The following is a 25,490-nucleotide window of genomic DNA, read 5'->3' as shown; positions in this document are numbered from 1 at the left end:
AAATTGCGAGACGGGGAGGCCTTATGTACACGATGACGGATGATGAGTTCGAGGAGGCCGTGCAAGACGCGATCGACTCCATCCCCGACGCCTTTCTTGAGGCGCTGGACAATGTAATGGTAACGGTGCAAAACGAACCCAATGCGCGCCAGCGCATGTCATCGGGAAGCGAGGGTCCCGGCGGCGAAATCCTGGGGCTATACGAAGGCGTGGCCCTCACGCAGCGCGGCGAATGGTACGGCGAAGGCGAGATGCCCGATGTGGTGACCATCTTCAAGGGGCCGCATGAGCGCTGCTTCAATTCGCGCGAACGTATCGTGGAGGAAATCCGCAAGACCGTCGTGCATGAAATAGGCCACCACTTTGGCATGGACGATGCCGCCCTGCGACGCATAGGATACTAAACGCACAATAATACGGCCGCGCCAGGGAGGGGAAAGACGCGGCCGTGAATGAGGCATGAGCTTGGGGTGCTGGCACCTGTTGCCGGACGCATATGCGACCATGTGGCAGGTGCCGTTTCGAAGATTCGACGTTATCCCAGCGGATTTGCGTTCTGGTAATCCTCACCCAGAATATCAGTCATAGGCACATCACCCATCCAGTTGTCGGAAACGGTACCGCCCAGACAATTTTCCACGATATGGAGCGCTGCCATGCACGAGCACCAAAGCGCAACAGGTTGATTGGTGCCGCCGCCATACACCTGACTGTCCCAGCCGGCAGTCGCGATGCCAGAAGCATAGAGGCCCGTGATGGGCTTCCCAACAGGGTCGACAACCTGCGCATGAGTGTTGATGTGGATGCCGCCGTTGGTGTTATAGGCATTCACACCGGCCTTCGCAGCGTAAAACGGAGCGGTCTCGAGCGGCCAGATGAACTCCTGAGGTTTGCCCCATTCATCCTCGGCGCCATTAGCGGCAGCGTTGTAGGCATCGATGGTGGCAACAAAGTTGTCCACGTCGAAGCTCGGCACATCTGCGGCGATTGCCTTGCCCAGCTCTTCAATGGTGTCGGCCTGGTAGAACCAATCCTTGTCTTTCACGCTCTCAAGATCGCCACGCACCTTAAGCGGTTCACCCTGTTTCGTGGCACTATCGAAACCATTGTGGCCATTCTGCCATTCGCCCTTTTCCCATCTGTCGACATAGGAATCATCGAAAATGGAGAAGGCCTGACTCTGGGACAAAATCACCGAGGGAATAGTAGTAAAGAACAGCTGCGATCCCGTATTAAAATTAAAGGATTCGTCGTAGAAACGGTTGCCATACTGGTTCACAAACACGCTGGAGAACTGGAATCCAGCACCAGTATTCAAGTCGGAATTGAAGCCGCATGGATCATCGGCAGTGCCGATGCCCGCAAAGAAGCCGTCGATGGTCTGGAGTCCAGTACGGCCATGCGCCGTCTGCTCTACCATCAGATGGCCATCACCATCCTGTCCGGTGCCGAGTGGCATAACCTTGCCCAGATCAACGTTTGAATAGTACTTGAGCAGCTCAGGATTGGTGTTCATGCCACCCGACGCAATGACTACTGCTTTGGCGTTGAGCTGCACGACGTTACCATCGACATCTTTGTATTGGATGCCCGTTACCGTGTACTCGTCAGAGAGAACCAAGGCAAATGCGCGCGATTCCATGCGAATATCAACACCCAGATCTTCTGCCTGAGGAGTGAGCGTTGCGATTGCAGACGCTCCCGTACCCCCTTCATAAAGCGGCTGGCCACTGCCATAATCCTTGATTGCAACTTGATGCTTTCCAAACAGCCAGTCAGCGCAATCTCCTTGTTGGGTTCGCATTGCATAGAAAAGAGAGCCGTCTACCACGAAATTGCGCTGAATTACATCAGCCTGGACAGACTTTCGCGCCTCCTCTGGGGTCATATTAAGGAAGCCGGCTCCACCTTCTGCGAAATTAGTATTGCCACCCAATGCGTTAAGTTTCTCCAGCATGACCACATGGGCATCGGGCATCTGCTCCTTGACGAGCATGGACGCAGTGAAGCCGCCCATGCCGGAGCCCACAACCACGACATCAACGTCTTCAGTCGAATTCGGCTCCACGGGAATGCCGATGCCGTCAGGGTTGGCGTAACCCCCACCCACCTGAGATACGGATGCGGCATCAGCGTCGTCCACCGCGCTTGCGGAACCCTGAGCAGAGCCCTGCGGAGCGCACGCGGCAAGCATAGAGCCCATAGCCGCAGCAGCACCTACAGCGATACCGCCCTTCAGAAAATTGCGCCGATCGAGATTCATTTTGGTCATGTTCAATCCCTCCTCGAAATGTACGGAGCGTCCTTTGCTCCGCCGATGGAGGGCATTCTAAAAACCGCATATCCTCCCAACAATCGCGAATGGAGTGTGATTCTTAGATGCGCCATCTACCTGGCGTTTCGATAGGATAATCATAAATAATCACACTTTTTTCGCGAGGGCTTCTAGGGTATCCAGAAGCTCTTCGCGCGATGAGACGCCGGCCTTCTTGTAAATGTTGCGAGCGTGGGTTTTCACCGTGTTCTCCGAGACATACAGCTGTTCTGCAATCTGACGATAGGGCACACGCTGAACGAGCAGCAGCGCGACCTCCAGTTCGCGCGGGCTCAGACCGAGCTCACTTTGCCATCTCTCCTTTTGCATCTCCAAATCGTGATCAGGCGATCGATTCATTAGCTCGTTCTTCGGCGCCTCCAATGCGCTATCCTGATTAGCTCTTGCTCGCAGATACATAAACAATATGGTGACGAGAAACAGTAGATACATAAGGCCCGTCGAGAACAAATTTGCAAATTGGGCTGGTACCAAAACGCCCACAAGCTGCCCCAACTGGCTTGAGAAAAACAACAGCGAGACCGAGAACGAAAGACAGTGCTTCGAACCCGGACTTGCTAGCACAGCCGCGAAATACCACATCATATTGAAGAAGCAGGCGAAACCACCGGTGCCAATTGCCGTTGGAGCAAAAGTGCCCATAGCCTGCAACGATACGAACAGCATTCCCGTTGTTACCATTGGGACCACGAACAGCAAGCATTGCTCCAGAAGAGACTGACGCCTACCGAACGCAAACACGCCGAATAATAATAACGCGCCAAAACACGAACCCAAACACTCTGAATACATGCTGAATTGAACGCTCGTCTCATCCATACCGTTCGACGCGTATAGGCGAATCAGACCGTAGGCGAAGCCCGTAAGTACGGCAACCCCCACCACCTGATTAACAGTCGCATCGACCCTTCTTGCGTTACGAAGCCCTGCGAGCCCCTCGCTTGAAGAATCGGACTGACTGTAGCGAAAAAAGAATACAGCCAGTATTACCGAAAGCAGGGCGTTAATAACCAGATGCGCAACAAAAGGAATAAGCAGCAGAGCAAGATACATCGCGATACCGCCAAGCACCTCTACCGCAAAAATCGCCGGCTCTATGCTGCATCCCATTCGGGCATGAAGCTCGCCATACACCACGATAACGACGCTGCTCCCCACACCCGAAAGCACAGCCCCTACAATACCCAGCGTTATGTTTTCGCCAGTTAGAACAGGAGCACCCATCAAAAAGAACGATGCGACGAGGCATGCGCCAAATACCGCGTAAGTAATCGCATGGTTGGCATAAACCAGCGTTGGGTGTCTGCGGGAAATAAGAGTTAGCGAACCCAACACCACAACAGTTGCGGCAACGGTAACAATAAAACGTATGTCATGTATTCCCTCCGCAGAATATGTCTCTGCGATGCGAGCATCCCATAATAGAGAATAATGAATAGCCCACCAAGCAATACTACCGAGAACAAGCAGTGGAGCATTCTGAACGGCCGCGGCCACCGCCACGACTGAAGACTCCTGGCTCTTCTCCTCCCCTGAAGCCATTTTAAAACCTTGCCTCCGGGATTATTTCAGTGTCAATATCTGCGACTACTGGCACAACCGTCTCATTGACTAGATTGACCACCGGCATAGACATAATGGAGCCCCTCTCTTTGCAAAGCAGCCCCATTATACTTTTCTGCATCGCAGGATGCAGTGCATCTCAATTATGAAGTCAGTTGTCTACGGCGATCAGCCCTTCTTTGCGCTCTTGAGGCTCTTTTGAAACGCGATATACGCCTCGTTCCAGCTGTTGTATTCGGACTCGGTGCGGTGGTCGGGCAGGTCGTAGCGCTCGTCAAGAAGCTTGCCCACGACCTTTGAAACCTTGGACGCGCCCACGTAGTTCAGGTGATCGCCCGCGTCGCGCGAATCGGCCGACCAATCGATGTCAACCTTGGCATCACCCTTGTTCAGGTCAACGTAGTCAACCCCCAGCTCCTGGGCCAGCCCCTCTACGGCATTGTGACGTTCGCTATTCCAGTTTTTTGTGCTTGGCACGCTCATGAACACCGGCGTAGCCCCGTGCTCGCGGCAATAGTCCACCATGAGCGAAATGATGGTCTTGTTGATTCCCGGTATGCTCGCCACCCTGCTCGACTCCGCCATCCAGGAAGACGCATCAGCCTTTTTGATTTTGAAGCTATAACGAAAGCCCTTCAGGCTGTCCTTCCAGGTGTACTGAACAGGGCTGGTCAGGTCGTTTGCGGTGATGCTTTTCCACCTATCGTGGTACTCAAACACGGGAAAGACCTCAGAAAGGGCATTTACCGCCACCTCGTTGATGGATACCTTCTTGAAAAATGAGTTGGTCTCAAACACCACGACCTTGGGACTTTGCCCCTGCAGGGCGCGGCGAAGCAGGACAAAACTGTATGAGGTCTTTTGCGCCGGACTGGAGCATACATATGACGTGAATCCGTGCCGGTTCCACATGTCCAACGGCGAGAACGATGAGTACGCCTCGCTGTCACCCACAAAGAGCACGTCAAGCGAGTTGCTAGGCTCGGCAAGAAAACCGTTGGCCTTAGGGTTGATCATGCCCGCCTCTTTGGAGTTGTCTTTGGGCATAAGAACGTAAGAAGCTCCCAGCAGCATGCCGCAGCCCAGAACAAGCACAAGCACCGCAGTCATCAGGCATCGCAGGACGCGTCCGGCCGTGCGCCCTCGAGCGGGACCGGAATCCGACCCAGCGCCGGAACCGGAGCTCGATTCGGGCCCCGCGCCGGAAGCGGAGGGCGTCTTTACGCTGGGTCCAGAACCCGAGGCGGAATCGGAACCCGGTTTTACGCCGGAGCCAGAACCCGAGGCGGAATCGGAGCCCGGTTTAGACCCGCAATCGGAGCAAGCATCAGATCCAGGGCTCGGATTGGAGCTGGGGGATTCTTTTATGAGGTCTTCCATTTTCTTCGCCTCCTCACAATCAGAAGTTCGCATAAATGGGATCAAGCGGCACATACCCCTTGCCGTAGGCGCCGAGCACGACAATGGCAACCACCAGCGCCATCCACACCACCCACCGTATGGGCAAAGCACGCGCGCCAACCCAGCCCGACACATCCATCCCGCGTTCGCGCGCTATGCCCACGCAAAGCATGACCAGTACGAACGCGCACACGACAGCGTAGTCGTGGACATCCATCCCCACGCCGAGCACCGTGCCGTCGACAAACGACTCAGGCCTAAACGAATGGGCAATGGAGGAAAGCATGCCCAGCCCCGCGCGAAGCCCCTCGGCGCGAAAGATCAACTCGCCCACGAATATCACCACGAGCGTTCGCAACATTTGGAACGCGCGGTACGGCACGGCATCGCGGTTGAGGCCCGTGCGATCGGAAACGCGCTGCATAACCGGCTCCAAAAAACCGCCCAGCAGAATGAGCACGAAATAGTACATGCCAAAGAACAGGTATTGCGATCCCGCCCCATGCCACAAGCCGTTGCCGAGCCATACGCAAAATAGCGCGCCCGACGATGCCACCAGAGGGCCATAGCGGTTCCCGAACACCTTGCGCGACCCTTTGGTCAAACGCTTCATGGGAGCCGAAAGAGACACCGGGTAGTACACGTAGTCGCGGAACCATGCGCCCAGCGTGATGTGCCAACGCTTCCAAAACTCCGAAGCGGTACGCGAGAAGAACGGCTGGCGAAAGTTCTCGGGCAGCGTCACGCCAAAGATGCGGCCCATGCCCAGCGCCACGTCCATGGTGCCGGAAAAGTCGCAGTACAGCTGCACCGTGTAGAGGATTGCTGCGAGCGCAATCACGCTGCCGTCGTAACTCTGCCAATCGGAAAACACCGGTTTGACGAACAGGTTCAACCGATCGGCGACAATGATCTTTTTAGCCACGCCCCACAGGATGCGCAACGTGCCCGCGAACAGGTTTTGGCGCGTCACGGGATTGCCCGCCCACAAGCTTTGCGCCGTTTGCTCGTATCGGCAGATAGGGCCTTCCATGATCTGCGGGAAGAAGCAAAGGAACAGCGCGACGCGAACGGGGTTGCGATCGGCCTTGGTTGTGCCGCGGTATACATCCACCAAATACGACACGGCCATAAGCGTGTAGAACGAAATGCCGATGGGAACGCCCCACGAAGGCACTTCGATTCTGGCGCTGATTCCGACGAGCGCCAGAAGCGAGGTGGCTGCCCCGCTGAAGAACGCCAGATATTTGAGCACTACCAGAATGCCGAAATTGCCAAGAACCCCGGCAACCACCACGAGCTTCATCCAGCGCGCCGTGCGGCGTTTGGCCTCTTTGCGGGGCATGCCCTGCGCGACGTAAGCCCGGCGGCGCGCCAGCAAAGCCGATAGACCCAAACCGCATGCATACGTCAAAAGCGAAGATGCCACCACGAACACAATGAGCTTGCCGCTTATCGCCCAGAAGAACACATAGCTCGCACCAAGAAGCACCGCCCAGCGGGCCCGACGCGGCATAAGCGCATACGCAAGTATGGTAAGGGGCAGAAGCACCCCCATAAAGGCAAAGGAGAAATAAGACGTCATGGTTCATCCGTCATCGCAGATCAAAATAGGACAGTATATGGAGAGGGCCCAGGCGGCGCTCCTTGGCACCAGCCCAGGCCTAACGCGGCCGCGCACACGGCCAGCACGGGCAGCAAAGATGCCCTTACGCAACCCGACGCCGCTGTCGCGCCGAGCGCCGCCACAAACACGAATGCCATGCGGCGATGCGGCGTATACGCCGCCGCTTAAAACTCGTCGGCCAGGCGGGTGACCATCTTATGCATGGCCTGCACGGAGTTGAAGTTCTCCCTCACCACCTCAACGGCGGGAATGGAGATGTCGAACGCATCCTCGAGCTCGGCCACCAGCGCCACAATGGCGAGCGAATCCAAGTAGCGGTCGTCGATCAGCGTGGTGCACGTGGCGTAGTCGACACCGGGTCGAAGGTCTTCGAGAATCTCGATAATCTCATCCATGGTTTGTCTCCTTTGTTCGTTTGCATGTTTTGTTTGCAAGGCGGGGTCTTCACGAGGTCAGCGGCACGGGCGAGTTGAACGCGTCGGTGGGAACGGCATCGCGCAGCAGCCGAACCTCCCCCGTCGCACTGGCGGCAAGCACACGCGGCAGTTCCCGGCTCAAGAAAAGCGAGATGCCTTCGGTCATGCAGTAGGCGCCGGCGCGTTCGAACACCAGCAGATCGCCCACGTCCAGCGGACCGAGCGGGGCCTGCTTTACCATCACGTCGTTGGTCGTGCACAGCGAGCCGCACACGTTCCACAGCTCGGACCGATCGGCATGCTCTGCTGCATCGCCCTTGCGAAGCACATGGCATGGCGGGGTCTTCATGGCCATCGAGCTGCCGTAGTACACGATCTGATGCATGCCGCCATCCGCAATCGCATAGCGCTGCCCGCGGTTGACCTTGGCGTCCACGATGCGCGTGACGTAGGTTCCGCACGATGCGGCAATGCTGCGCCCCAGTTCAATGGCAACGTCTCCCTGAAAGCGCATATCTTGAATCAGGCGTCCCAATTCACACACCAGTTCGCCGTCGGCCTGCTCGTCTTGCGGGGCGAAATACTCCACGGGCAAGCCCGCACCGTACTCCAGCTCGCGCGCCTCAAAGCCGCATGTCGAGCGCAGGTGGTCCAAGAAATCGTCAAGGCGGCCAAGCTCGCGGACGTACCGCTTCAGCGAGGTCTTCTGCGTACCCGAGAAGAACTGGATGCCCGCGATGTCCACCCATTCGTCCCGAGCGAATTGCTGCGCCACCTGGGCAACTTGCTCCCCATCAAAGCCGAACTGGCTGCCGCTCGTAAGGCGCAGCAGCACGGAGACCCGTATGCCGCGTTCTTTGGCCAGCCGTCTGATCAGCTCGAACTGGGCGAGCGATTCGACGGTGAAACGCCCCGTGCCCGGCGCCTCATCCATTAGGCGCGCCGTCGACGGCTCGTCTTTATACACGCCCGAAACCACCAATGACGAAGGCGACGCGCCCGATTCCAGGCATATGCGCGCTTCTCCCGGCGAGCACGCCTCGAACCTCTCCACCGCGCTCGCTAGCGCCGGAACCAAGAACGGGTTCGCCTTCACCGCGTACACAAGCTTCACCTTGGAGGGAAGCCGCTCGCGCAGCCACGATATGCGCCTGAGCAGCTCCCCCTCGTCGAACAGATAGAACGGCGTGCCAAAGCGTTGTGCAAAATTCTCCAAATCCAATCGAGCCACGTTTGTCATCCTTTCCGTCAAACGGCCAAACGCCGCTTCTTACCGCGCGAACGCGCCAAATCCTCCAAAAGAGCGCGCCTGTCCACCTTGCCGTTTTTGGTGAGCGGCATGGATTCGACCTGCACGAGCTTGGTGGGGATCATCTGCGGAGGCAGCGACGCTCGAGCGCCCTCAAGGAGGCTCGCGGGAAGAGCCGTGCCTTCGTAGAACGCCACGATGCGCTTACGGGCGTCGTCATAGGCGCACCTACAGCGCGATACGCCCTGCTGCTCCTCCAAAGCGCGGTCGATCTCTTCGAGGGCAATGCGATGTCCGAGATATTTCACCTGGTTATCGGTTCGACCGCAGTAAAACAGCTCGCCCGCATCGTTCAAACGGCCCAAATCGCCGGTTTTGTAGGCGCGGTCAGGGTAGCGCGCGTGGAGCGGGTTTTGCACGAACGCCGCCGCGGTTGCCCCCTCATCGCCCACATATCCCAGCGCCAGGGAGGTGCCCCGCACGTAGATCTCGCCCACCCCGCCAGGCTGGGTGACCTCGCGGCCGTCATCGCCCACCAGCAGCACCTCGCGATTGGGAAACGACGAGCCAAGCGGAATGCCTTCCGCATAGTCGCGGCTGCGGTCTATGACGTGATACGTGCAGTTGCACGTGACCTCGGTGGGACCGTACAAGTTGGCGAACAGCGCGCGGGGCAAGCGCTCCATCCACGCCTTCAGGTGCTCATGCGGCATCACCTCGCCGCTGAACAGCACTTTCCTCACATGCGGAAGACCCTCTCCGTCAAGCGCATGCAAGCCAGTCATAAGGCACAGCGCCGCCACCGCCCACGTCATTACCGTTACGCGCTGAGCGTTGAGAAACGCCGCCAAAGCGGCGGGCTGCGAGAACAAGGCGCGCGGGATGACAACCAGCGTTGCGCCCGCGGCGAGCGACCCGTAGATGTCTTTGACCGATACGTCGAAATCGAACGGGGCCTGGTTGCCAATGCGGTCGTCGGACCCTATCCCAAACAGCTCGACGAACGAATCGATGAAATCGACCACGCTGCGATGGCTTACCGCCACGCCCTTGGGCACGCCCGTGGATCCCGAGGTAAACAGCACGTACGCCGCATCGGCATCGGTCACCCCGCGGCGGGCCTGCGAAAGCGCATGGTCGTTCGCTTCGGCATCACGCAGCTCCTCGAAAGACACCGTGCGAGACTCTCCCGCCGCCTGCTGCGCGCGTGAAACCAGGTTGGCGTCGGCCACGACAAGAGGATCCCCCAACGCGTCGCAAATACGAGACAGACGTTGAACGGGCGCGCGCGGATCAACGGGCACGTAGAATCCTCCAGCATACAAAGCGCCCAGCATGGCCGAAAGCGCATCAATGCTTTTCTCCATGTAGACCACCACGGCACGGCGACGCACGCCGCGGTTGGCGAACGCGCTCCCCGCTTGGCGGCTGCGCGTACGAAGCTCCGCGTATGAGCACTCGCCCTCGGCATCCACCACGGCGCATCTTTGCGGATAACTACGCGCGCCCTCTTCTAGGTACGCGAGAACGCTTTTTCTTGCATGCATAACGGCCTCCGTATCGCCACGCCCGCCCATGGCGATAGCCTCATGGGAGCTGAGCGCATGGTGCACGCGCAACGCGTGCCTTCATTGCTGGGCAGTACGGTAGAACCGGGCCCTTCATGCGACCTAAGGCCTTTCTAAAGATTTCTTTAGGAAGATGGTTTGATTATGAATTGCCTGTTCAGAAGAGTGCTGCGAACACGGGCTCCCAGGCAGAACGGAGCTGCAGACCATAGATTCTGCATACGTGCGACATATGGATACGGCCGCTCTCGGCGGTTCGATCCGCCACCGGCAAGGTGCTGCCACGCGCGGATCGCACATTTTCCGATGCGTATGACGTCGAACTTGCGATCGAGAGGGCACATGCGCACATCGTACGCCCCATGCGCGCATCGCACGCCCCGGAGGAATCCCCGGACTGTTCCGTTCCGCATCGTACGCCCCGGAGGAATCCTCGGACTGCACCGTTGCGCATCGCATGCCTCGAAGGAGTCCTCGGACCGCACCGTTGCGCATCGTGCGCCCCATGCGCGTATCGCCCACGGCGCACAGCGACCCGGGTCGCGTTAACTCTCTTCCGCACCCGCCTCATCGAGAGGCAGCTCGATTATCGCTTCGGTGGCAAAGGGCGCGCGCGGGGAATCCGCAAACCAAAGCGCGCCTCCCATAAGCGTCGCGCAGCGGCGGGCTATCGAAAGCCCCAGGCCCGTTCCCGATCCGGAAGTCGACGACCGCGCATCGTCGCCCGTCACGAACGCTTCAAACGCACGACCTCGCAAGTGGCCCGGGATGCCCAGGCCCGTATCGGCCACAGCAATCACCACCGCATCGCCGCGCCGCTCGCAGGAAACCTCCACGTGCGTTCCGGCCGGGTTGTGCGCAAAGGAATTGCCCGCCAAATTCGACAGCATCCTTCTGAAAAGAAGCTCGTCTACCTGGGCGAATAGGGCATCTTTGGGAACGCGGGCGTCGATGGACCCACCTGACCGCTCTGCCTCGGGAACGGCATGCGCGACAAACGCGCGCACCAGACGGCATACGTCTTCCCGACGCATGTTGGGGCGATAGTCGGGATGCTCGGTTGAGGCGTACGCAAGCAGCGAGTCGAGCAAATCGGCCGATGCGGTGGAGCGTTCGACCAGCGCCTTCAAATAGTCCTGCTGCTTCTCAGGAGGAACGCGGCCCTCGTAGAGCGCTTGAGCATATCCCCTGATCACGGTCAGAGGCGTTTTGAGGTCATGGGAAACATCGGCCACAATGCGACGGTTTTCGTCGCGGGCGGGAGAGAGCTCGCCCATGAGCTCGTTGAAGCTATCGTAGGTAGGCGCCAGCTCGGCGGCAATGGTGCCGGAGCCTCCGGGACGTCGTTTTTCGCCACCGCGGCGAGAGCCGGTGCGCCGTTGGCCTCGCGATGCGGCGATGGCCCTATCCAGGGGGTGAATGCCGCGCTGTACGATGCGCACCACCGCCACGGCAACCACCGCCGCCCCCGCAAGCGCGGCGGCAGCGGCAACCGCCCACAGGCTCGACGCCTTGCTATAGGCGTTCGAATAGGATGCGTCCGTCACAAGCGGTGACACCAGAACCAGCGTGCGCGACTCCCCCGAAACGGTTTCATACGTGGTCTTTTCTATGGTCTTGCCCGCCCCGAACAGCCCTTTGAGCAGGTTGAATTCACGCTCCGTGAGTGTGCTTGCCTACCTCCCAGCAAGCCCCCTTCCACAACCGTGAGCGAGGAATCGAGCACGCAGTAATCCTCCACATGCACGCTCGAGGTATCCTCATCGTATCGGCACAGGATAACGGTATGCACGGGCCTGCCTGCGGAGTCTTCGCTTTCCAGAATGTCGTAGAAGCCACGACCTCCCTCGTAATCCTCCAGAAGAGACAAATCGCTCGCGCTCACATTGGCGGCTATTATGGTGTCGGAGGCGTACAGGCGGTTGCCCTCTCCGTCGAACACCGCAATCTCGCAGTTCTTGGTGATAGAGGCGGGCAGCGCGTCGAAGCGGTCCTGCTGCAGATCGCTCTCGTATTCGAGCACGGTTTCCATGGTGGGGAACGCATTCTCCACGCGCCTGTCCACCGTTTCGAACGTGACGAAAAGCAATGCGGCCACAAACGTGACATAGACGCCCACGCAAACAAGCAGCCGCACCGTGAGGCTCGACGCGGCAAGACGGGCGGATTGGCGGATGCGGTCGCGCAGCAGGGCCATGCTAGCCCTCCAGGCGGTACCCCATCCCCCGCACCGTAACAATGTAGATGGGGCGATTGGGGTCGTCTTCTATCTTTGCGCGGATATTCGAGATGTGCACCATGACGCTTTCTTCGCCGCCCGCGCTAGGCTCCCCGGTCACCGCCTCATAGAGCTGAGCCTTGGTGAACACGCGCCCTGGTGAGCGCATGAGCCGGATCATGATTTTCAGCTCGGCGGCGGTAAGGGCGATGGCGGACCCCCGCTTGAACAGCAAAAGCCTGTCGGTATCGAGCTGCAAATCACCCGCCGTGAGCAACGATGCCCCCGACGATGCCGGCTCGTTGCGGTAGCGCCGCAGCATTGCGCGCACGTAGGCGATAACCTCCATGGGGTCGAACGGTTTGGTGATGTAGCCGTCTGCGCCCGAATCGAGGCCTACCATCTTATCGGCAGTCTGGCTGCGTGCCGAAATGATCACGATGGGAATGTCGCTGAACGAACGGGCCTGTTTGATAAAGTCGTAGCCGCTCATGCCGGGCATCATGATGTCCACCAGGGCGACCGACGCACGACCCTCGCCCAAAAGCGCCAGGCCCTCCTCGCCGGTGCGTGCCGCCTGCACGCCATAGCCGCTGCCCCCGAGGTACAGCGAAAGAATCTCGATAATGTCGGAATCGTCCTCCACGATGAGCACGACGTCTTTTTGGACCATGGCGTCACCGGTCGCTTTCAGGCGAAAGCCTTCCTAGAACTGCACCTTCGGCGCCGCCTCGGCCCCGGCAACCGCATCGAAGCTCTCGCGCTCTTTGAAGCCCATCGCACCCGCGATGAGCACTGCGGGGAACGTCTGAATGGCGGTGTTGTACTTCATCACCGTGTCGTTGTAGCTCTGGCGCATGTAGCTGATCTTGTCCTCGGTGCCGGAAAGCTCCGCCTGCAGCTGCTGGAAATTCGCGTTCGCCTTGAGGTCGGGGTACGCCTCGGCGACGGCGAACAGGCTCTTAAGCGCTCCGGTCAGCATGTTGTCTGCCGCCATTTTGTCGCCCGGCGTGCCGGCGCTGGCCACGGCGGAACGCGCCGCGGTCACGGCCTCGAGCGTGCCGCTCTCGTGCGCGGCGTAGCCCTTCACGGTTTCCACCACGTTGGGAATAAGGTCCAAACGGCGCTGCAGCTGTACGTCTATCTGCGCCCAGGCATTGTCCACCATGTTGCGCAGTTTGACCAAATTGTTGTAGAGCCCAATAATCGCGACGATCAGCACGACCACGACAACGATGAGGATGATGGCCCAGATAGGCATAGGAAACCTTTCTCGCAGTGCTATATAAACAACGCCATTATAGAGGTAGGACGGCGCAATACGGCGGCGTATCAACTTTTGGACGAAGCGCACAGATGAAAACCGCGCCACAAAGGTGCCGGATGGCGGGCGAGACGCAAGCAGTGGCGCCGATCGCACTCCACGCGCTGCCGATGTCGGACGCGAAGAGGCGGGCAGCATGCGGTGGCGCCGACCAGGCGCCAGGCACGCAAAAGCAGCGCATCGATACCGCCCGCAGCCGCATAAACGTCGCTCCGCATCAGCATAAACGTCGATCCGCACCAGCACCAGCGCCGCTCCTCAGCGGCATTAACGTCGATCCGCAACAGCATCAAGGGCGTTTCGCAGCAGCATAAACGCCATTCCGCAGCAGCATCAAGGGCGTTCCGCAAACGAACGCCGATTTGCTGCTGCACAAACGTCGTTTCGCAAACGAACGGCGGTTTCTGCAGCATGAACGTCGCTCCGCAACCGCGTAAACGTCTCCCCCGCAAACAAACGGCGAATTGTTGCACCAGAAACGTCGCCCCCGCAAACAAACGGCGATTTGCTGCAGTTTTCGCGCGCCTCCTAAAGTAGCCCAATCGGAGCGAGGCTGTGACCTGGGAAAACGCGAAGCCCAACAGCGGTGTACTCGGGGAACCCCTCAAAAACTGCAGCAAATCGCCGTTTGTTGCACGAACCAGGCTGTACAGAAGCCAAATTGCCACAATGAACCGCAATCAATGGCCGGAGGGGTTGCGCCAGACCAGATTGCCGGGCCGCGCGCCGAGCCAACCGCAGCGGCCCCGCGCACGACGGCAATACGGTACGGGAACCGTAAGCCTACCAGCTCTTGTGCACGGCGCCGAGGTTGGTGCGCGTGCCGCCAGGAGCGTCAACCACTCGCGCCCCAATGGAGGCGAACGAACAGCTGCGCGCCCACCAGCCTTGCAATTTCGCCGCCGACACCAGGGAATATGCTGCGTTCATGCTCTCGCACACCGCGAAGCTCGCCGATCCGCTGCCGGAAAGCAGCACCTCGGGATTGCCATCCGCATCATGCTCCACACCCGGCTGCGCCGCCAGCCACTCGCGCACGCTCGCAAGCTGCGGAAGCACCTGCTCGGAAGCAACCGCAAGATTGTTGAACAGCGGCAGCGCCTCGGCGGATTGAACCGCGCATGCCGCCTGAGCCGCCTCGGCGGATTCCGGCTCTCCGCATTCATCGAACGCCTTATATGCTGCCGCGGTGGATACGCCCGCATCGGGACGCACCAAAACGAGCGGCTTGCACATGGGCTCAAGCTCATGGTCGAGCACGTCGCCTCGACCAGTCATGCACGCACAGCCGCCGTAGAGGAAGAACGGCACATCGGCCCCGAGCCCAGAAGCCACGCTTATCACCTGGTTTGACAGCGCATCAATACCCCACGCCCGGCACGCACCGACAAGCGCCGCCGCCGCGTCGGACGAACCACCGCCCAAGCCTGCGGCATGCGGGATAGCTTTGAGGATGTCTACGGTCACCGTCTCATCCGCCGTGCGTCCCAACGCCTGCGCGAGCGCCACTAGGGCCTTATGCGCGATGTTGTCTTCAGAGGCCACGTCGGGCGCCTCGACGCCTGCCGCGGCCTGGCAACGTACGCGCACCGTAAGCCCCGCACCCGGCGTCGCATCCTCAAAACGCATGGCTAGCGTGTCGTGCAGGGTAACAGCGTGCAGCACCGAGGTGGCCGCATGATAACCGTCGGGCTGAGCTGCGCCGATGCCCAGGTGCAGGTTCACCTTGGCGGGAGCAATCACTTTGATGGTTTGATTCATGGAGAATTCCTTTTCTATCCCTGGTTCTATCTTTTGGATATCTCTACGTCTGCCCTACTGCCATGCCGCTACCGTCGTCGGAAGGGGCTCTCAGAAGGGCCCCGGAAGGGAGCCGAGGTTCGCGCAGATTGCGGGCGGCCACCCTTCCAACATCGGGCGGTGCGCCGTTTCCGGCATCGGGAGCCCTCGCTTCCAGCATTGGGCGATGCGCTGATCCCGATATCGGAAGCCCCCTCTTCCGGCATCGGACGGTGCGCTGCTTCCGGCATCGGACGGTGCGCTGCTTCCGGCATCGGGAGTCCTCGCTTCCAATATCGGGAGTCCTCGCTTTCGGCACGGAGACCCCGCTTTCGATATCGGATGGTACGCCTCCTATCGTCGACTCTCGAAAAACTCGCGCAGCACCTGGGCGCATTCCTCGGCAAGCACGCCCTCCTTCACGTCGAAACGATGGTTGAGCCGATCATCGGCATGAACCGCATAGAGCGATCCCAGCGCACCTGCTTTGGGATCGGGGGCGCCGTACACGCACCGCGCGATGCGCGCCTGATGCATGAGGCCCGCGCACATGATGCAAGGCTCGAGCGTCACATACACCGTGCAGTCGGGAAGCCGCCACCGCTCCAGCTCGCGCGCCGCCTGGCAGATGGCCAAAAACTCAGCGTGGCCCGAAGGATCGTTGTCACGCTCGCGTCTATTGCCGGCCTCGGCAATCGCTTCGCCCTGGCACACCACCACTGCCCCGATGGGCACCTCGCCAGCCTTGCCTGCATCGCGGGCCAGCTCGAGCGCGCGGCGCATAAAGCGCTCGTCGGCCTCGATTACCTCATCGGCGGACGGGGGAATTCCCGGCAGCATCACAGGCCCCTTTCTGCCACACGAACAAGCAGGCTCCTCGCGTCGCACGGCTTCATCACGTCATCCTCGCGCACCGATGTTACCAGACGAATGCGCATGATGCTTGCAATGGCGGAAGTGGCAACGAGGACCTCCATCGTCATAGACTCGCCCGGCAGCAAGCGACGCTCGGGATGCTCCTCGAGATGGTCCCTAAGCGCGCGGGATATATTCGCCTGCATCTCGGCGATGTCTTTGTGCCCGCGGAAAAGCAGCTGCGGGCTTAAGGCGAACACTTCCCTGCGCAAGGCACGAAGATCGGGATCGCGAAAGCCCTCTGCCATACTCGCTTGCGCCACACGCACGATGCAATCAAGATACGTTTCATCCTCGCAGCTCTCAAGGGCGGCGGTAAAATCGTCCGGCGTGGGGATGGCGTCAAAGCCGCCGCGGATGGCCGCGTCTTTAGAAGAAAAATAGTTGAAGAAGGTCTTTTTTGACACTTCCGCGCGCTGGCATACATCTTCAACGATAACGTTTTCGTATCCCCGCTCGATTACCAGCTCAAGTATCGCGCGCTCGATGGCATGGCGAGATTGCGCCTTTTTGCGCGACCGCAGGCTGCCGCTTTCGGCCCCATGCGCCGCCGGAACCTGGGCCTTTTCGGCTGTGGCAGCAACCTTGTACGCGGGCAGCGCCTGAGGGCCCTCGCCCGAAGCCTCGGCCTTGTGCGCGAGCCGCCCCTGACCCCCTTCGCCCAGAGCATCAGCTCCATGCACCGCCCGCATCTGGGCATCTTCGTGCGGGGTTTCGCACGCAGCTGGTTCGATTTCTGTTTCCTTCTTCATGACCTCACCTATATATGTACGGCTCATATATGAACGAAATTTCACGCATTTGTGAGCGTTTTCAATATAAACAATTGCCCGCATTGTGTGGATAATTACACCGAGTGTATATTTTATCCACATCGCCGCGGGTTTTGCCCAGGCATGCGCATCACCGAGCAATCGGCTGTCCGCCAGCGTTTGCTCGTTGGCGCGCATCATATCGTTGTTGCAGCGCTTCCCCCGGGAAGCGCTTTTTGACGGCGGCGTTTTTCCAGCTCACCCCAATAGAAAGGAATGATTTGAAGCTCACCCGCAAGCAGTTTCTGATGCTGGCAGTCATGGTGTTTGGCACCTTCGTCGCCATTCTTAACCAGACCGTTGTGACCCCCGCCCTGCCCTCCATCATGGCAGAAACAGGGGTTGACGCCTCCATGGCGCAATGGCTGACAACCGGGTTCACCTTGGTCAACGCCATCATGGTGCCCGTGACCGCCTACCTGACCGACCGCTACAAGACGCGCACGCTGTTCGCCATCTCTATGGCCGTGTTCGCCTTGGGCAGCGCGCTTGCCGGATGGGCGGTCAATTTCCCCGTTCTACTCGTGGGACGACTGCTGCAGGCCGCGGGCGCAGGCGTGAGCATGCCGCTGGTCATGACCACCCTGATGCTCACTTTTCCGCCCGAGCGCCGCGGCTCGGCCATGGGCATCTTCGGCATCGTGATCGCGTTCGCCCCCGCAGTGGGCCCCAGCGTGGCGGGCGTGGTGATCGACTCTTACGGCTATCATGTGCTGTTCTACGCGATCGCCATCCTGTCGGTGCTGGTCGTTATCGCCAGCGTGGCGTTTATCGACAAATCTATGGGCGGCTTCAAACCCGACTCCACGCTTGATAAGCCCTCGGTCATCCTTTCGACGCTGGGATTCGGCGGGCTTCTGTACGGCCTTTCGACCATAGGCTCCACCGGCGTGAACGCAGCCGACATCGTGATAACGCTTGTGGGCGTAATCATTCTGGTGCTGTTCTTCCGCCGCCAGCTGCGCATGGAGGAGCCCATGCTGCAGGTGCGCGTGCTGGCCAATCGCAAGTTCCTGATCGGCACCATCATCGGTATGCTGGTGCAGGGTTCGCTTTTGGCCGCCGGCATCTTGATGCCCATTTACCTGCAGTCGTATATGGGATACTCCGCTACCATATCGGGCCTGGTCATTCTGCCGGGCGCTGTCATCATGGGCGCTATGGGCCCCATCGCCGGACGCCTGTTCGACAAGCATGGGCCGCGCGTGTTGAGCCTTATCGGCATGTCGCTGCTCACTGCGTCCACCCTGGCATTTGCGTTCCTGGGCGATGCCACGGGCGTGATTTACCTGACCGTGCTGTACGCGGTGCGCATGTTCTCCATGTCGCTGGTGAACATGCCCATCAACACATGGGCCATGAACGCGCTGGACAATTCGCTTATCAACCATGGCACCTCGGTAGGCAACACGTTGCGCCAGGTGGCAGGCTCGCTGGGCACGGCAATCCTGGTTTCTGTGTCCACGATGGCCACCAACATGGCGGCGCAAACCGGCATGGACGGCACGCACGCGGGCATCTTGGGCGTGAACGCGGCGTTCTTCGTGGGCACGCTGCTGTGCCTGATCGGCCTGATCATCACCATTGTATGCGTGAAAGATAAGCCGGGCGAGCGCGCCGCAGTTGACCCCGACAGCCGCAACCGCAGCACGCTGGAGCGCATCATGCAGCGCGACGTGTACACGCTGCCCGACACCGCAACCGTATGCGACGCCGTTGAGCTGTTCGTGAACAAGCACATCAGCGCGGCGCCCATCGTGAACGCAGAGGGGCACGCCGTGGGCTTCATCTCCGATGGCGACGTGGCGCGCGTGCTGGCCAAGCGCAAGACCACGTTCACCGATCCGGTGCTGTTCACCCAGCTCACCACCGACTCCGATAACGACGAGTTCGACGATAAGGCGCAGCGTGTGATGGAATCCAACGTGTGCTCCATCGGCGCGCGCGGCGTGATCACCGTAGACGTGCACACCGACTTGCGCGAAGTGTGCCGCATTTTGGGCGAGAACCACCTGAAGAAGATTCCCGTGACCGATGAAGGCCAGCTGGTGGGCGTGGTTAACCGCTCGGATATCGCGCATTACACCATGTCGAAGTACTTGGAGGCGCGCAACCAGGGCGAAGAAGCAAGGCCCGTTGAAGCGTAAAGGAACCAACCTTGCAACGCTAGATAGAACCCTGCGGCACCAAGCGAGTCGCAGGGTTTTCTTTTGCGGTTCGGACCCCGCATGACCCCCGGACATGAAAAGGGCCCCTTTGACGGGGCCCGATTTGACTTGTGGCGGAGGAAGTAGGATTTCCGCGCCCTGCGGGCGCTCTACCCCTCGGGCTAAAGCCCTCGGGCGAATCGCTAAAAACTGCCCACCGGGCAGTTTTCTTCACGCGATTCCACCTCACCGGTTCAAATCCCGCACGACCCCTGGACATGAAAAGGGCCCCTTTGACGGGGCCCGATTTGACTTGTGGCGGAGGAAGTAGGATTTGAACCCACGAGAGCTTTCGCCCTGCTTGTTTTCAAGACAAGTGCCTTCAACCACTCGGCCATTCCTCCGAAAGCTGTATGAGTTTACCACAAATAGAAGACGATGACAGGCGCCCATCGGCACAACAAAAGCATTATAATCACGCCACCATCAAAGACAGGGCGCGCGGCGCGTCCCAAGCAGGTGTCGCTGAACGCATTCGCGCTGGACGGGAAAGGCGCAAGAAGCATCGTCACCCCATCGAAATGCCCAGCGTACAATGGCGAGGTCAATCGGCCTGTTGCGACCTTTTCCTGCTTTCCTGCGCCCCAACAACGCCGTCCTAACGCGCGGAGGCGCGAAGGCGCATGCGCATCTATTCGCCCAAACGCAGCAGAACAGGAGTCGCCATGATCTTCCGTCAAGCCACCCTGAACGACCTTGATGACGTGATTCGCATCACGCGCGACGGGCGGGCAGCCCTGGCAGCGCGCGGCCTTGACCAATGGCAGGGAGGCAATCCCACTCCCGAGCGCCTTCACGCGGACATCGAGGCCGGCTATACCTTTGTCGTCGAAGCCACCGAAGCGGATGCGCTTATCGATGCGCAAAACGGCAGCCATCCGCTTGCTCCAGGAACCCTTGTGGGCACCGTTGCCTTCGTGGGCGCGGGTGAGCCGGATTATTCCCGCGTTACAAGCGGCGCATGGCTGATCGATGCAGCCAATACCCCCGAGGAGCTGCGCGCTAAAGACCAGCAGCAAGCCGATTATGTTACGCTCCATCGCCTTGCCACCGCTGCAGCTGCCACTCGTCGCGGCGTTGCGAGCCTCATGCTTAATCGCTGCTTCGACCGCGCGCGGATTCTTGGCTTCAAGAGCGTGCGCGCCGACACGCACGAGGGCAACATTCCCATGCAACACGCCTTTGAGAAATGCGGCATGACGCGCTGCTGCGAAATCGAAATCACCAACCCCCTCGAGCCCACAAAGAAGCGCATCGGGTTTGAAATCGTGCTCTAGGGTCCAAACAGCGCCCCGCTTCGACGCATTGGAGAAGGCGTCGAAGCGGGAATTGGCAGAAGATGGGCGCGCCGGTAAAGGGAGGGGAAGAACCGACACGCCCTCGGATTGTTGTCGTTGAGCGCAACCATCTCGTCGGGTGGCCAGAATGAACCGACGCACTCGCAGGTTGTCGCGCAGCCCGATGTCGCATCCCGCGATGGTCGCGGACGGGCAACGCGGCGGCAGGTTGGCGCCCTCGCCCTTTATGCCAAGGCGGCGGCGTTCTCGCCGGCGATCTTGCCGTACACCATGCACATACCGGCAGACAGGCCCTTCAGCGAGATGGGGTACTGCACGGCGAAGCGGCCACCCTGCATGCCGCCAGCCACATACAGGCCGGGGATGCGCTCGCGGTTGGTGTTGTACACGTGGCAGTCGGCGTCAGACTCAAGGCCGCCCAGGTTGCCCAGCGTCAGCGCAACGCCGCACTCAGCCGCGTAGAACGGACCGTTCTCCAGGGCGAACAGACGCTGCGAGCTCTTGAAGAAATCGGTGTCCTCGCCGGCCTTGCACAGCTCGTTGTAGCGCTCGATGGAAGCCTTGGCGGTCTCCACGTCCATGCCCTCAATCTGGGAGAGCAGCTCCTCGATGGTATCGGCCTTCAGGCAGCGGCCTTCCTCAACAGCAAGGTCGATGTCGTCAGGGGTGCGCACATTGATGCGCAGGCCAGAAGCGGTGTACTCAGGCAGCGGCTCTTCCTGATAGAAGCAGGCCACGCCGTGCGCTGCGGGGAAGTACTGCAGCTGCTCGGGCCAAGACGAGTCGAAGAACTGATAGGCCTTGCGCTGCGGCTGCAGCTCCACCTGATTCTCAAGCTGCTGACCAGGAATGTCCTCGTTCATGAAGCGCTCGCCGCGCAGGTTCAGCCACAAGTAGCCGTTGTTGCCGATAACGCCGCGGCCGTCGGCGCCGGCGCCGCCGCCCATGTGGTGGATCATCGGGGCATGCCACTGGTCGATTGCGGCACCTGCCCACACGCCCATCTTGTAGCCTTCGCCGATGTTGGTGTAGTTGCCTTCGTCGTCAAAGTCGATGGAGAGAATCTGAATGCCGTTCTCAACGCACTCGGGGGCGTAGAACTTCATCATGTCCTCGTTGGCCAGATAGTCGCCGCACGCAAGGATAACAGCGGGCGCATTGATCTGGATGTAGCCCTCGGAGCCGGTGGCCTGGGCATAGATGCCGGTCACAGCACCGGAGTCGTCGGTGATCAGCTTAACGCCCTTGGTGTGGAAGCGCACGTCGGCGCCGGCGTCGATGGCCACCTGCAGGTTGTCCTGCATGACGGTTGCCAGGCTGGAGAAACCGACCGAGGTGGGATAGCAAGGCAGGTCTTCCTTGGTGTAGTCGTAGGTCTCGGGCACGGGATACATGTAGGGGAACATGTAGTTGGCCTGGTTCTCCTCGGGAATCTCCTCGTAGCTGCTGTCCTTGACCATGTAGAGGCTGGGGCTGCCCGCCACGAACCAGTCGAGTGCGGCACCGGATTCGTCGTAATACTTAGAAATGATGCTGTAGCTGGTGTGGTGGCTGCACTCTTCCATATGCATGTTCACGACGGTCTTCTTATCCATGAAGCCGTCGCCGCGGCCCCACTGAGCCTGCGTCTCGCCGCCGAAAATAGCCATGTCGGATGCGGCGCTATTCAGCTGAGCAGAGGGCTCCAGGCACACGACCTTGGCGCCCGCCTCGGCAGCGGCACGAGCGGCAGGAACGCCGGCGCAGCCCAGACCCACGACTACGACGTCGGCATCAACGGTCTCTTCGATGGCGGATTCGTCGATGGTGGGCGCCTCGCCCAGCCACGGCATGGTGCCGGTGCCGTCGTAGCCAACCGTGGTGCCGGAAGTAGTGCTGGCGGCGTCTGCGGAGTCATCGGAGCTGCTCGCGGTAGAAGGAGAGCATGCGCTCAGGCCGGCCATACCAGCAAGCGCAGCGCCGGCAACGGCAGCGCCCGACAGGAAATTGCGGCGAGTGAGACCCTTGGTTTCTTCGGACATGATTAATCCTCCCTGTTCCCTTTTGGTTTCAGGATCGCGCGAACCATACGGCTCGCGGTTTCTCGCGCAGCGATCCGCGGCAAACATCGAGCGGCGGCAAGGAGGGGAATGCCGCCGATATGCGCGCCGTGATCTGCAACGCACCCCGCGGCTTCCCTCCGCCGCGGCGATGCCCGTATTGTGCGCCGCGCGCCCCACGCGCGCACCAACCGTAAGGGTCGAATTGGGGATGATTGGGATTAGCGCGCTTTTTACGGTGAAGCAAACTGCCCGCCAAATTTCCGCGCTTGCACGCGTATGCGCATTTCGCCTGATAAATAGCATCAACCCTTATGGTCGAATTTAATCTTTTCTTAGCGAAAAGCCGCTCAACCCTCCTGCCCGTGAATAACGCCATCGACGGTTTGTGCCATAATTCGCATGGGAGGGATTCATGGTTGATTTTCGTACAGTAGATATGGCGCCGGCGCAGGCTCGGTATGCGATCGGCTATGCGTGCGTGTGCGCGTGGGCGGTTATCCTGCTCATCGCTCCCGTGTTCGAGCTTGGTGCGCCAGCGGTCAAGGCCGCTCCCGCCTCGATGCTTCCGGGGCTTATCACCTGCTTGGCAAGCCTCTTTCTCACCAAGCAATTCCCCTCTATTACGGGACGCACCGGCATGGTTGCGCTCTCGTCGCTACTCATGGCCGCCGGCACGTTGCTTTGCACGTTTCCCGCAATGGCCTCCGTTGCCCCAACGCGCATCGTGGGGCTTGTGCTTTCGGGATTTTTTGCCATCGTGCTCATCATGGCGTGGTTCGACGTGTTCGCCCGACTCAAGCCGCGCGCCGTGATCGTGCTGGCAGGATGCGCGATCACCATCGCCGCACTCATGTGCTGGGGTATCTTGTCATGCGACGCCTCAACGTCGAGCGTGCTCGTGTCGCTGTTGCCTATGCTTTCGTTTGTGCTGCTGCCCGCATCGGGCGCCGGAGAGGGAATAGTGCATGCCGAAAGCGTGCCTTACGATGAGAACCCCAACCCCGCCGCAGACCGCAGCGTGATCGAGATCGTTGCGGCGGCTCTGCCCATCCGCACGCTTATCGGCCTTGCCATCACGTTTTTCATCGTCAATTCGCTCGGCATGCTCGCCCCGGAATTCGGCGAGTTTTCAAGCGCCGTCTCGCCCATCTCGCTCGTAATCCCGCTGGCAGTGACGGCCTTCTTCATCGCCAGCGCTTTTATAGTGCGTCGGCGCCTTGACCCTTCCATCCTCTACAAGGTGCTCATGTTCGCGTTCGCCGCGCTTGTGCTGCTTCTCACGTTTTCCATCGGCATCAGCGCCTCGCTCGTGTTCTGCGTGGACATCATTGCCGAGGGAATGATGTGGGCGGTACTTGCGCTGCTGGCCAAGAAGACGCCGGTACGACCGCATCACGTATTTGCGGTAGGCTGGATTGCCGAATGCGTGGGCAGCACGCTTGGCCAAGCGCTCGCTCCGCTGTTCGCCGGCCAGCCGCAGGTGTTTTTCGCCGTGGCGCTCATGCTGATTCTGGTGGCTGTGGGCTTTGCGTTCAGCGAAGGCTCCGTCATGCTCGACGTGGGGTTTGAAGACGATGAGGAGCTCGCTCCCGCCGCAGAAAAACCTGCGTCTTACGCACCCGCCCGCGCTGAGCAGTCCGCCATAGCCGATAGCGACGCAAGCGCCGAGGTACACGACAATCCCGTCGAATCCAACCAGCCCAGCGAAACCGAGACGAACCCGCTGAACGAGTTCGTTTCCAGGCACGAGATCTCGCCGCGCGAGCGCGACGTGTTGGAGCTGTGGCTTGCTGGACGCGGGCTCAAATATATTGAGAATACCCTGTTCATCAGCGAATCCACCGTGAAGTCGCACCTGCGCAGCATCTACCGCAAGTGCGATGTGCACAACCGCGACGAAATCATCTCGCTGTACGAGCAGTCGACGCGAGGCATGTAAGGGCTGCGAGCGATCACACAACACCGCCTTCCGGGGCTTATAGCAACCGCATCCGTGACGTTCGCCCAACGACACGCCTCCAGTGCGCCGCGGCAACCGTATCCGCGGCGCACGCAAGCACCCATCATTCCCACGGGTCAACGAGGCGCAATTCTTAAACCACCTGCGGCTACATCCCAAACCACTCAGGATGCGCCGCGCGCACGACAGCAACCTCGGGCGAATCGTTCGCAATCTTCTCGAAGCGCATCTCTTGCGGCACATCGGGGTATTTCACCTTATCAACCGGCTCCAGAAACATTGCCAGCGGACGCGCCCACAGACCGCCTTCGCCATACAGCGCGCGGTACACCACCAGCGGCTCCTCAGTCTCAGAGTGACGCGCAATACCCAACACCCAATACAAGTTGCCTTTGAAATGTCTATATGCGCCGGGCTTGATAGTGCATGAGTTTTCCATTGCGCACCTCCACATACCAACCAGATCAAAACTTGTACAAGTTTCCGGAATTCTGTACAGAATTTTAGATTGCGAGTACAGAATTCCGTGTTTTGAGTACAAGTTTCGAGAATACTGTCAGGTTTTTCGTCTGGAATTACAAGTTTTAGTACAGGATTTCGGAATTCTGTACTGATTTCGCGCCGGTAACGGATTGACGCAGACGCCACGAGGTAGTGTGCCGATTGTTGGTGTCAAGATCCCGTTCGGGAGGCGCGGGCCGCAGGCCCGCCCGAGCGAACGGGACATCGCCCAGGATCGCCTGCATTCTACACCATCACGCTGCCCTCTTCGCCTC

The 25,490-nt window shown here is 59.9% G+C and carries 21 protein-coding genes and 1 tRNA gene; 4 read left to right on the top strand and 18 right to left on the bottom strand.

Features of this window, described 5'->3' with window-relative positions:
• The first annotated feature begins 23 nt into the window (after nucleotides 1-23).
• Nucleotides 24-404 carry a metallopeptidase family protein gene (locus DMP06_RS05245; protein WP_123208701.1) on the top strand — a complete coding sequence of 127 codons (381 nt, stop codon included), beginning with the start codon at nucleotides 24-26 and terminating at the stop codon, nucleotides 402-404.
• A gap of 131 nt (nucleotides 405-535) precedes the next feature.
• Here the strand turns inward: DMP06_RS05245 and DMP06_RS05240 are convergent, their stop codons facing one another.
• The 15 genes from DMP06_RS05240 to DMP06_RS05170 form a co-directional block, all read right to left on the bottom strand.
• On the bottom strand, nucleotides 536-2,272 hold the full coding sequence (locus tag DMP06_RS05240; RefSeq protein WP_123208700.1) for an FAD-binding protein: 1,737 nt from the start codon (nucleotides 2,270-2,272) through the stop codon (nucleotides 536-538).
• A 150-nt stretch (nucleotides 2,273-2,422) separates the two neighbouring features.
• On the bottom strand, nucleotides 2,423-3,877 hold the full coding sequence (locus tag DMP06_RS05235) for a helix-turn-helix domain-containing protein (RefSeq protein WP_123208699.1): 1,455 nt from the start codon (nucleotides 3,875-3,877) through the stop codon (nucleotides 2,423-2,425).
• 189 nt (nucleotides 3,878-4,066) lie between these two features.
• The gene (locus DMP06_RS05230; RefSeq protein ID WP_220092539.1) at nucleotides 4,067-5,278 is read right to left on the bottom strand and encodes an SGNH/GDSL hydrolase family protein; all 1,212 of its coding nucleotides are present in this window, start codon (nucleotides 5,276-5,278) and stop codon (nucleotides 4,067-4,069) included.
• Between the two features lie 19 nt (nucleotides 5,279-5,297).
• Nucleotides 5,298-6,884, bottom strand: coding sequence for an MBOAT family O-acyltransferase (locus tag DMP06_RS05225; protein ID WP_123208697.1), 1,587 nt, complete (start codon nucleotides 6,882-6,884; stop codon nucleotides 5,298-5,300).
• Nucleotides 6,885-7,090: 206 nt separating this feature from the next.
• On the bottom strand, nucleotides 7,091-7,321 hold the full coding sequence (locus DMP06_RS05220; protein WP_123208696.1) for an acyl carrier protein: 231 nt from the start codon (nucleotides 7,319-7,321) through the stop codon (nucleotides 7,091-7,093).
• Between the two features lie 49 nt (nucleotides 7,322-7,370).
• The gene (locus DMP06_RS05215) at nucleotides 7,371-8,573 is read right to left on the bottom strand and encodes a diaminopimelate decarboxylase family protein (protein WP_161957827.1); all 1,203 of its coding nucleotides are present in this window, start codon (nucleotides 8,571-8,573) and stop codon (nucleotides 7,371-7,373) included.
• Nucleotides 8,574-8,590: 17 nt separating this feature from the next.
• A complete protein-coding gene (locus tag DMP06_RS05210) occupies nucleotides 8,591-10,204 on the bottom strand; it encodes an amino acid adenylation domain-containing protein (protein WP_245962393.1) in 1,614 nt (537 codons plus the stop codon).
• Nucleotides 10,205-10,704: 500 nt separating this feature from the next.
• Nucleotides 10,705-11,706 carry a sensor histidine kinase gene (locus DMP06_RS05205; protein ID WP_123208694.1) on the bottom strand — a complete coding sequence of 334 codons (1,002 nt, stop codon included), beginning with the start codon at nucleotides 11,704-11,706 and terminating at the stop codon, nucleotides 10,705-10,707.
• A 62-nt stretch (nucleotides 11,707-11,768) separates the two neighbouring features.
• Entirely contained in the window at nucleotides 11,769-12,356 is a 588-nt protein-coding gene (locus tag DMP06_RS05200; RefSeq protein ID WP_123208693.1) for a hypothetical protein, read from the bottom strand.
• Between the two features lies 1 nt (nucleotide 12,357).
• Nucleotides 12,358-13,050 (bottom strand): response regulator transcription factor, encoded by a 693-nt coding sequence (locus DMP06_RS05195; protein ID WP_123208692.1) that lies wholly within the window; start codon nucleotides 13,048-13,050, stop codon nucleotides 12,358-12,360.
• A gap of 33 nt (nucleotides 13,051-13,083) precedes the next feature.
• Entirely contained in the window at nucleotides 13,084-13,638 is a 555-nt protein-coding gene (locus tag DMP06_RS05190; protein ID WP_123208691.1) for a LemA family protein, read from the bottom strand.
• A 71-nt stretch (nucleotides 13,639-13,709) separates the two neighbouring features.
• Nucleotides 13,710-14,114, bottom strand: coding sequence for a hypothetical protein (locus DMP06_RS05185; protein ID WP_123208690.1), 405 nt, complete (start codon nucleotides 14,112-14,114; stop codon nucleotides 13,710-13,712).
• A 370-nt stretch (nucleotides 14,115-14,484) separates the two neighbouring features.
• Nucleotides 14,485-15,462 (bottom strand): 4-(cytidine 5'-diphospho)-2-C-methyl-D-erythritol kinase, encoded by a 978-nt coding sequence (gene ispE / locus DMP06_RS05180; RefSeq protein WP_123208689.1) that lies wholly within the window; start codon nucleotides 15,460-15,462, stop codon nucleotides 14,485-14,487.
• A 372-nt stretch (nucleotides 15,463-15,834) separates the two neighbouring features.
• Entirely contained in the window at nucleotides 15,835-16,320 is a 486-nt protein-coding gene (gene tadA / locus DMP06_RS05175) for a tRNA adenosine(34) deaminase TadA (RefSeq protein ID WP_123208688.1), read from the bottom strand.
• On the bottom strand, nucleotides 16,320-17,147 hold the full coding sequence (locus tag DMP06_RS05170; RefSeq protein WP_161957826.1) for a TetR/AcrR family transcriptional regulator: 828 nt from the start codon (nucleotides 17,145-17,147) through the stop codon (nucleotides 16,320-16,322). Before DMP06_RS05170 ends, tadA begins: the two co-directional genes overlap by 1 nt.
• Before the next feature lie 281 nt (nucleotides 17,148-17,428).
• Here DMP06_RS05170 and DMP06_RS05165 point away from each other — a divergent pair, with 281 nt between their 5' ends.
• The gene (locus tag DMP06_RS05165; protein ID WP_123208686.1) at nucleotides 17,429-19,354 is read left to right on the top strand and encodes an MDR family MFS transporter; all 1,926 of its coding nucleotides are present in this window, start codon (nucleotides 17,429-17,431) and stop codon (nucleotides 19,352-19,354) included.
• A 316-nt stretch (nucleotides 19,355-19,670) separates the two neighbouring features.
• Here the strand turns inward: DMP06_RS05165 and DMP06_RS05160 are convergent.
• Nucleotides 19,671-19,758: transfer RNA gene (locus DMP06_RS05160), tRNA-Ser, on the bottom strand.
• 321 nt (nucleotides 19,759-20,079) lie between these two features.
• On the opposite strand from DMP06_RS05160, the gene DMP06_RS05155 reads away from it, so the two are divergent.
• Nucleotides 20,080-20,691, top strand: a complete 612-nt coding sequence (locus DMP06_RS05155; protein WP_161957825.1) for a GNAT family N-acetyltransferase — start codon at nucleotides 20,080-20,082, stop codon at nucleotides 20,689-20,691.
• 245 nt (nucleotides 20,692-20,936) lie between these two features.
• Here DMP06_RS05155 and DMP06_RS05150 read toward each other — a convergent pair whose 3' ends face one another.
• Nucleotides 20,937-22,733 (bottom strand): FAD-binding protein, encoded by a 1,797-nt coding sequence (locus DMP06_RS05150; RefSeq protein WP_123208684.1) that lies wholly within the window; start codon nucleotides 22,731-22,733, stop codon nucleotides 20,937-20,939.
• Between the two features lie 433 nt (nucleotides 22,734-23,166).
• On the opposite strand from DMP06_RS05150, the gene DMP06_RS05145 reads away from it, so the two are divergent.
• Complete coding sequence (locus DMP06_RS05145; RefSeq protein WP_123208683.1) at nucleotides 23,167-24,693, top strand: helix-turn-helix transcriptional regulator; 1,527 nt, start codon at nucleotides 23,167-23,169, stop codon at nucleotides 24,691-24,693.
• 169 nt (nucleotides 24,694-24,862) lie between these two features.
• On the opposite strand, the gene DMP06_RS05140 is transcribed toward DMP06_RS05145, so the two are convergent.
• Complete coding sequence (locus DMP06_RS05140) at nucleotides 24,863-25,153, bottom strand: DUF1653 domain-containing protein (protein ID WP_123208682.1); 291 nt, start codon at nucleotides 25,151-25,153, stop codon at nucleotides 24,863-24,865.
• Nucleotides 25,154-25,490 lie beyond the last annotated feature (337 nt).

Source organism: Slackia equolifaciens, from assembly GCF_003725995.1.
In the GTDB taxonomy this organism is placed as follows: Bacteria; Actinomycetota; Coriobacteriia; order Coriobacteriales; family Eggerthellaceae; genus Slackia; species Slackia equolifaciens.
The sequence above is the reverse complement of the archived record's forward strand: the minus strand, read 5'-3'. Positions and strand labels throughout refer to the sequence as shown.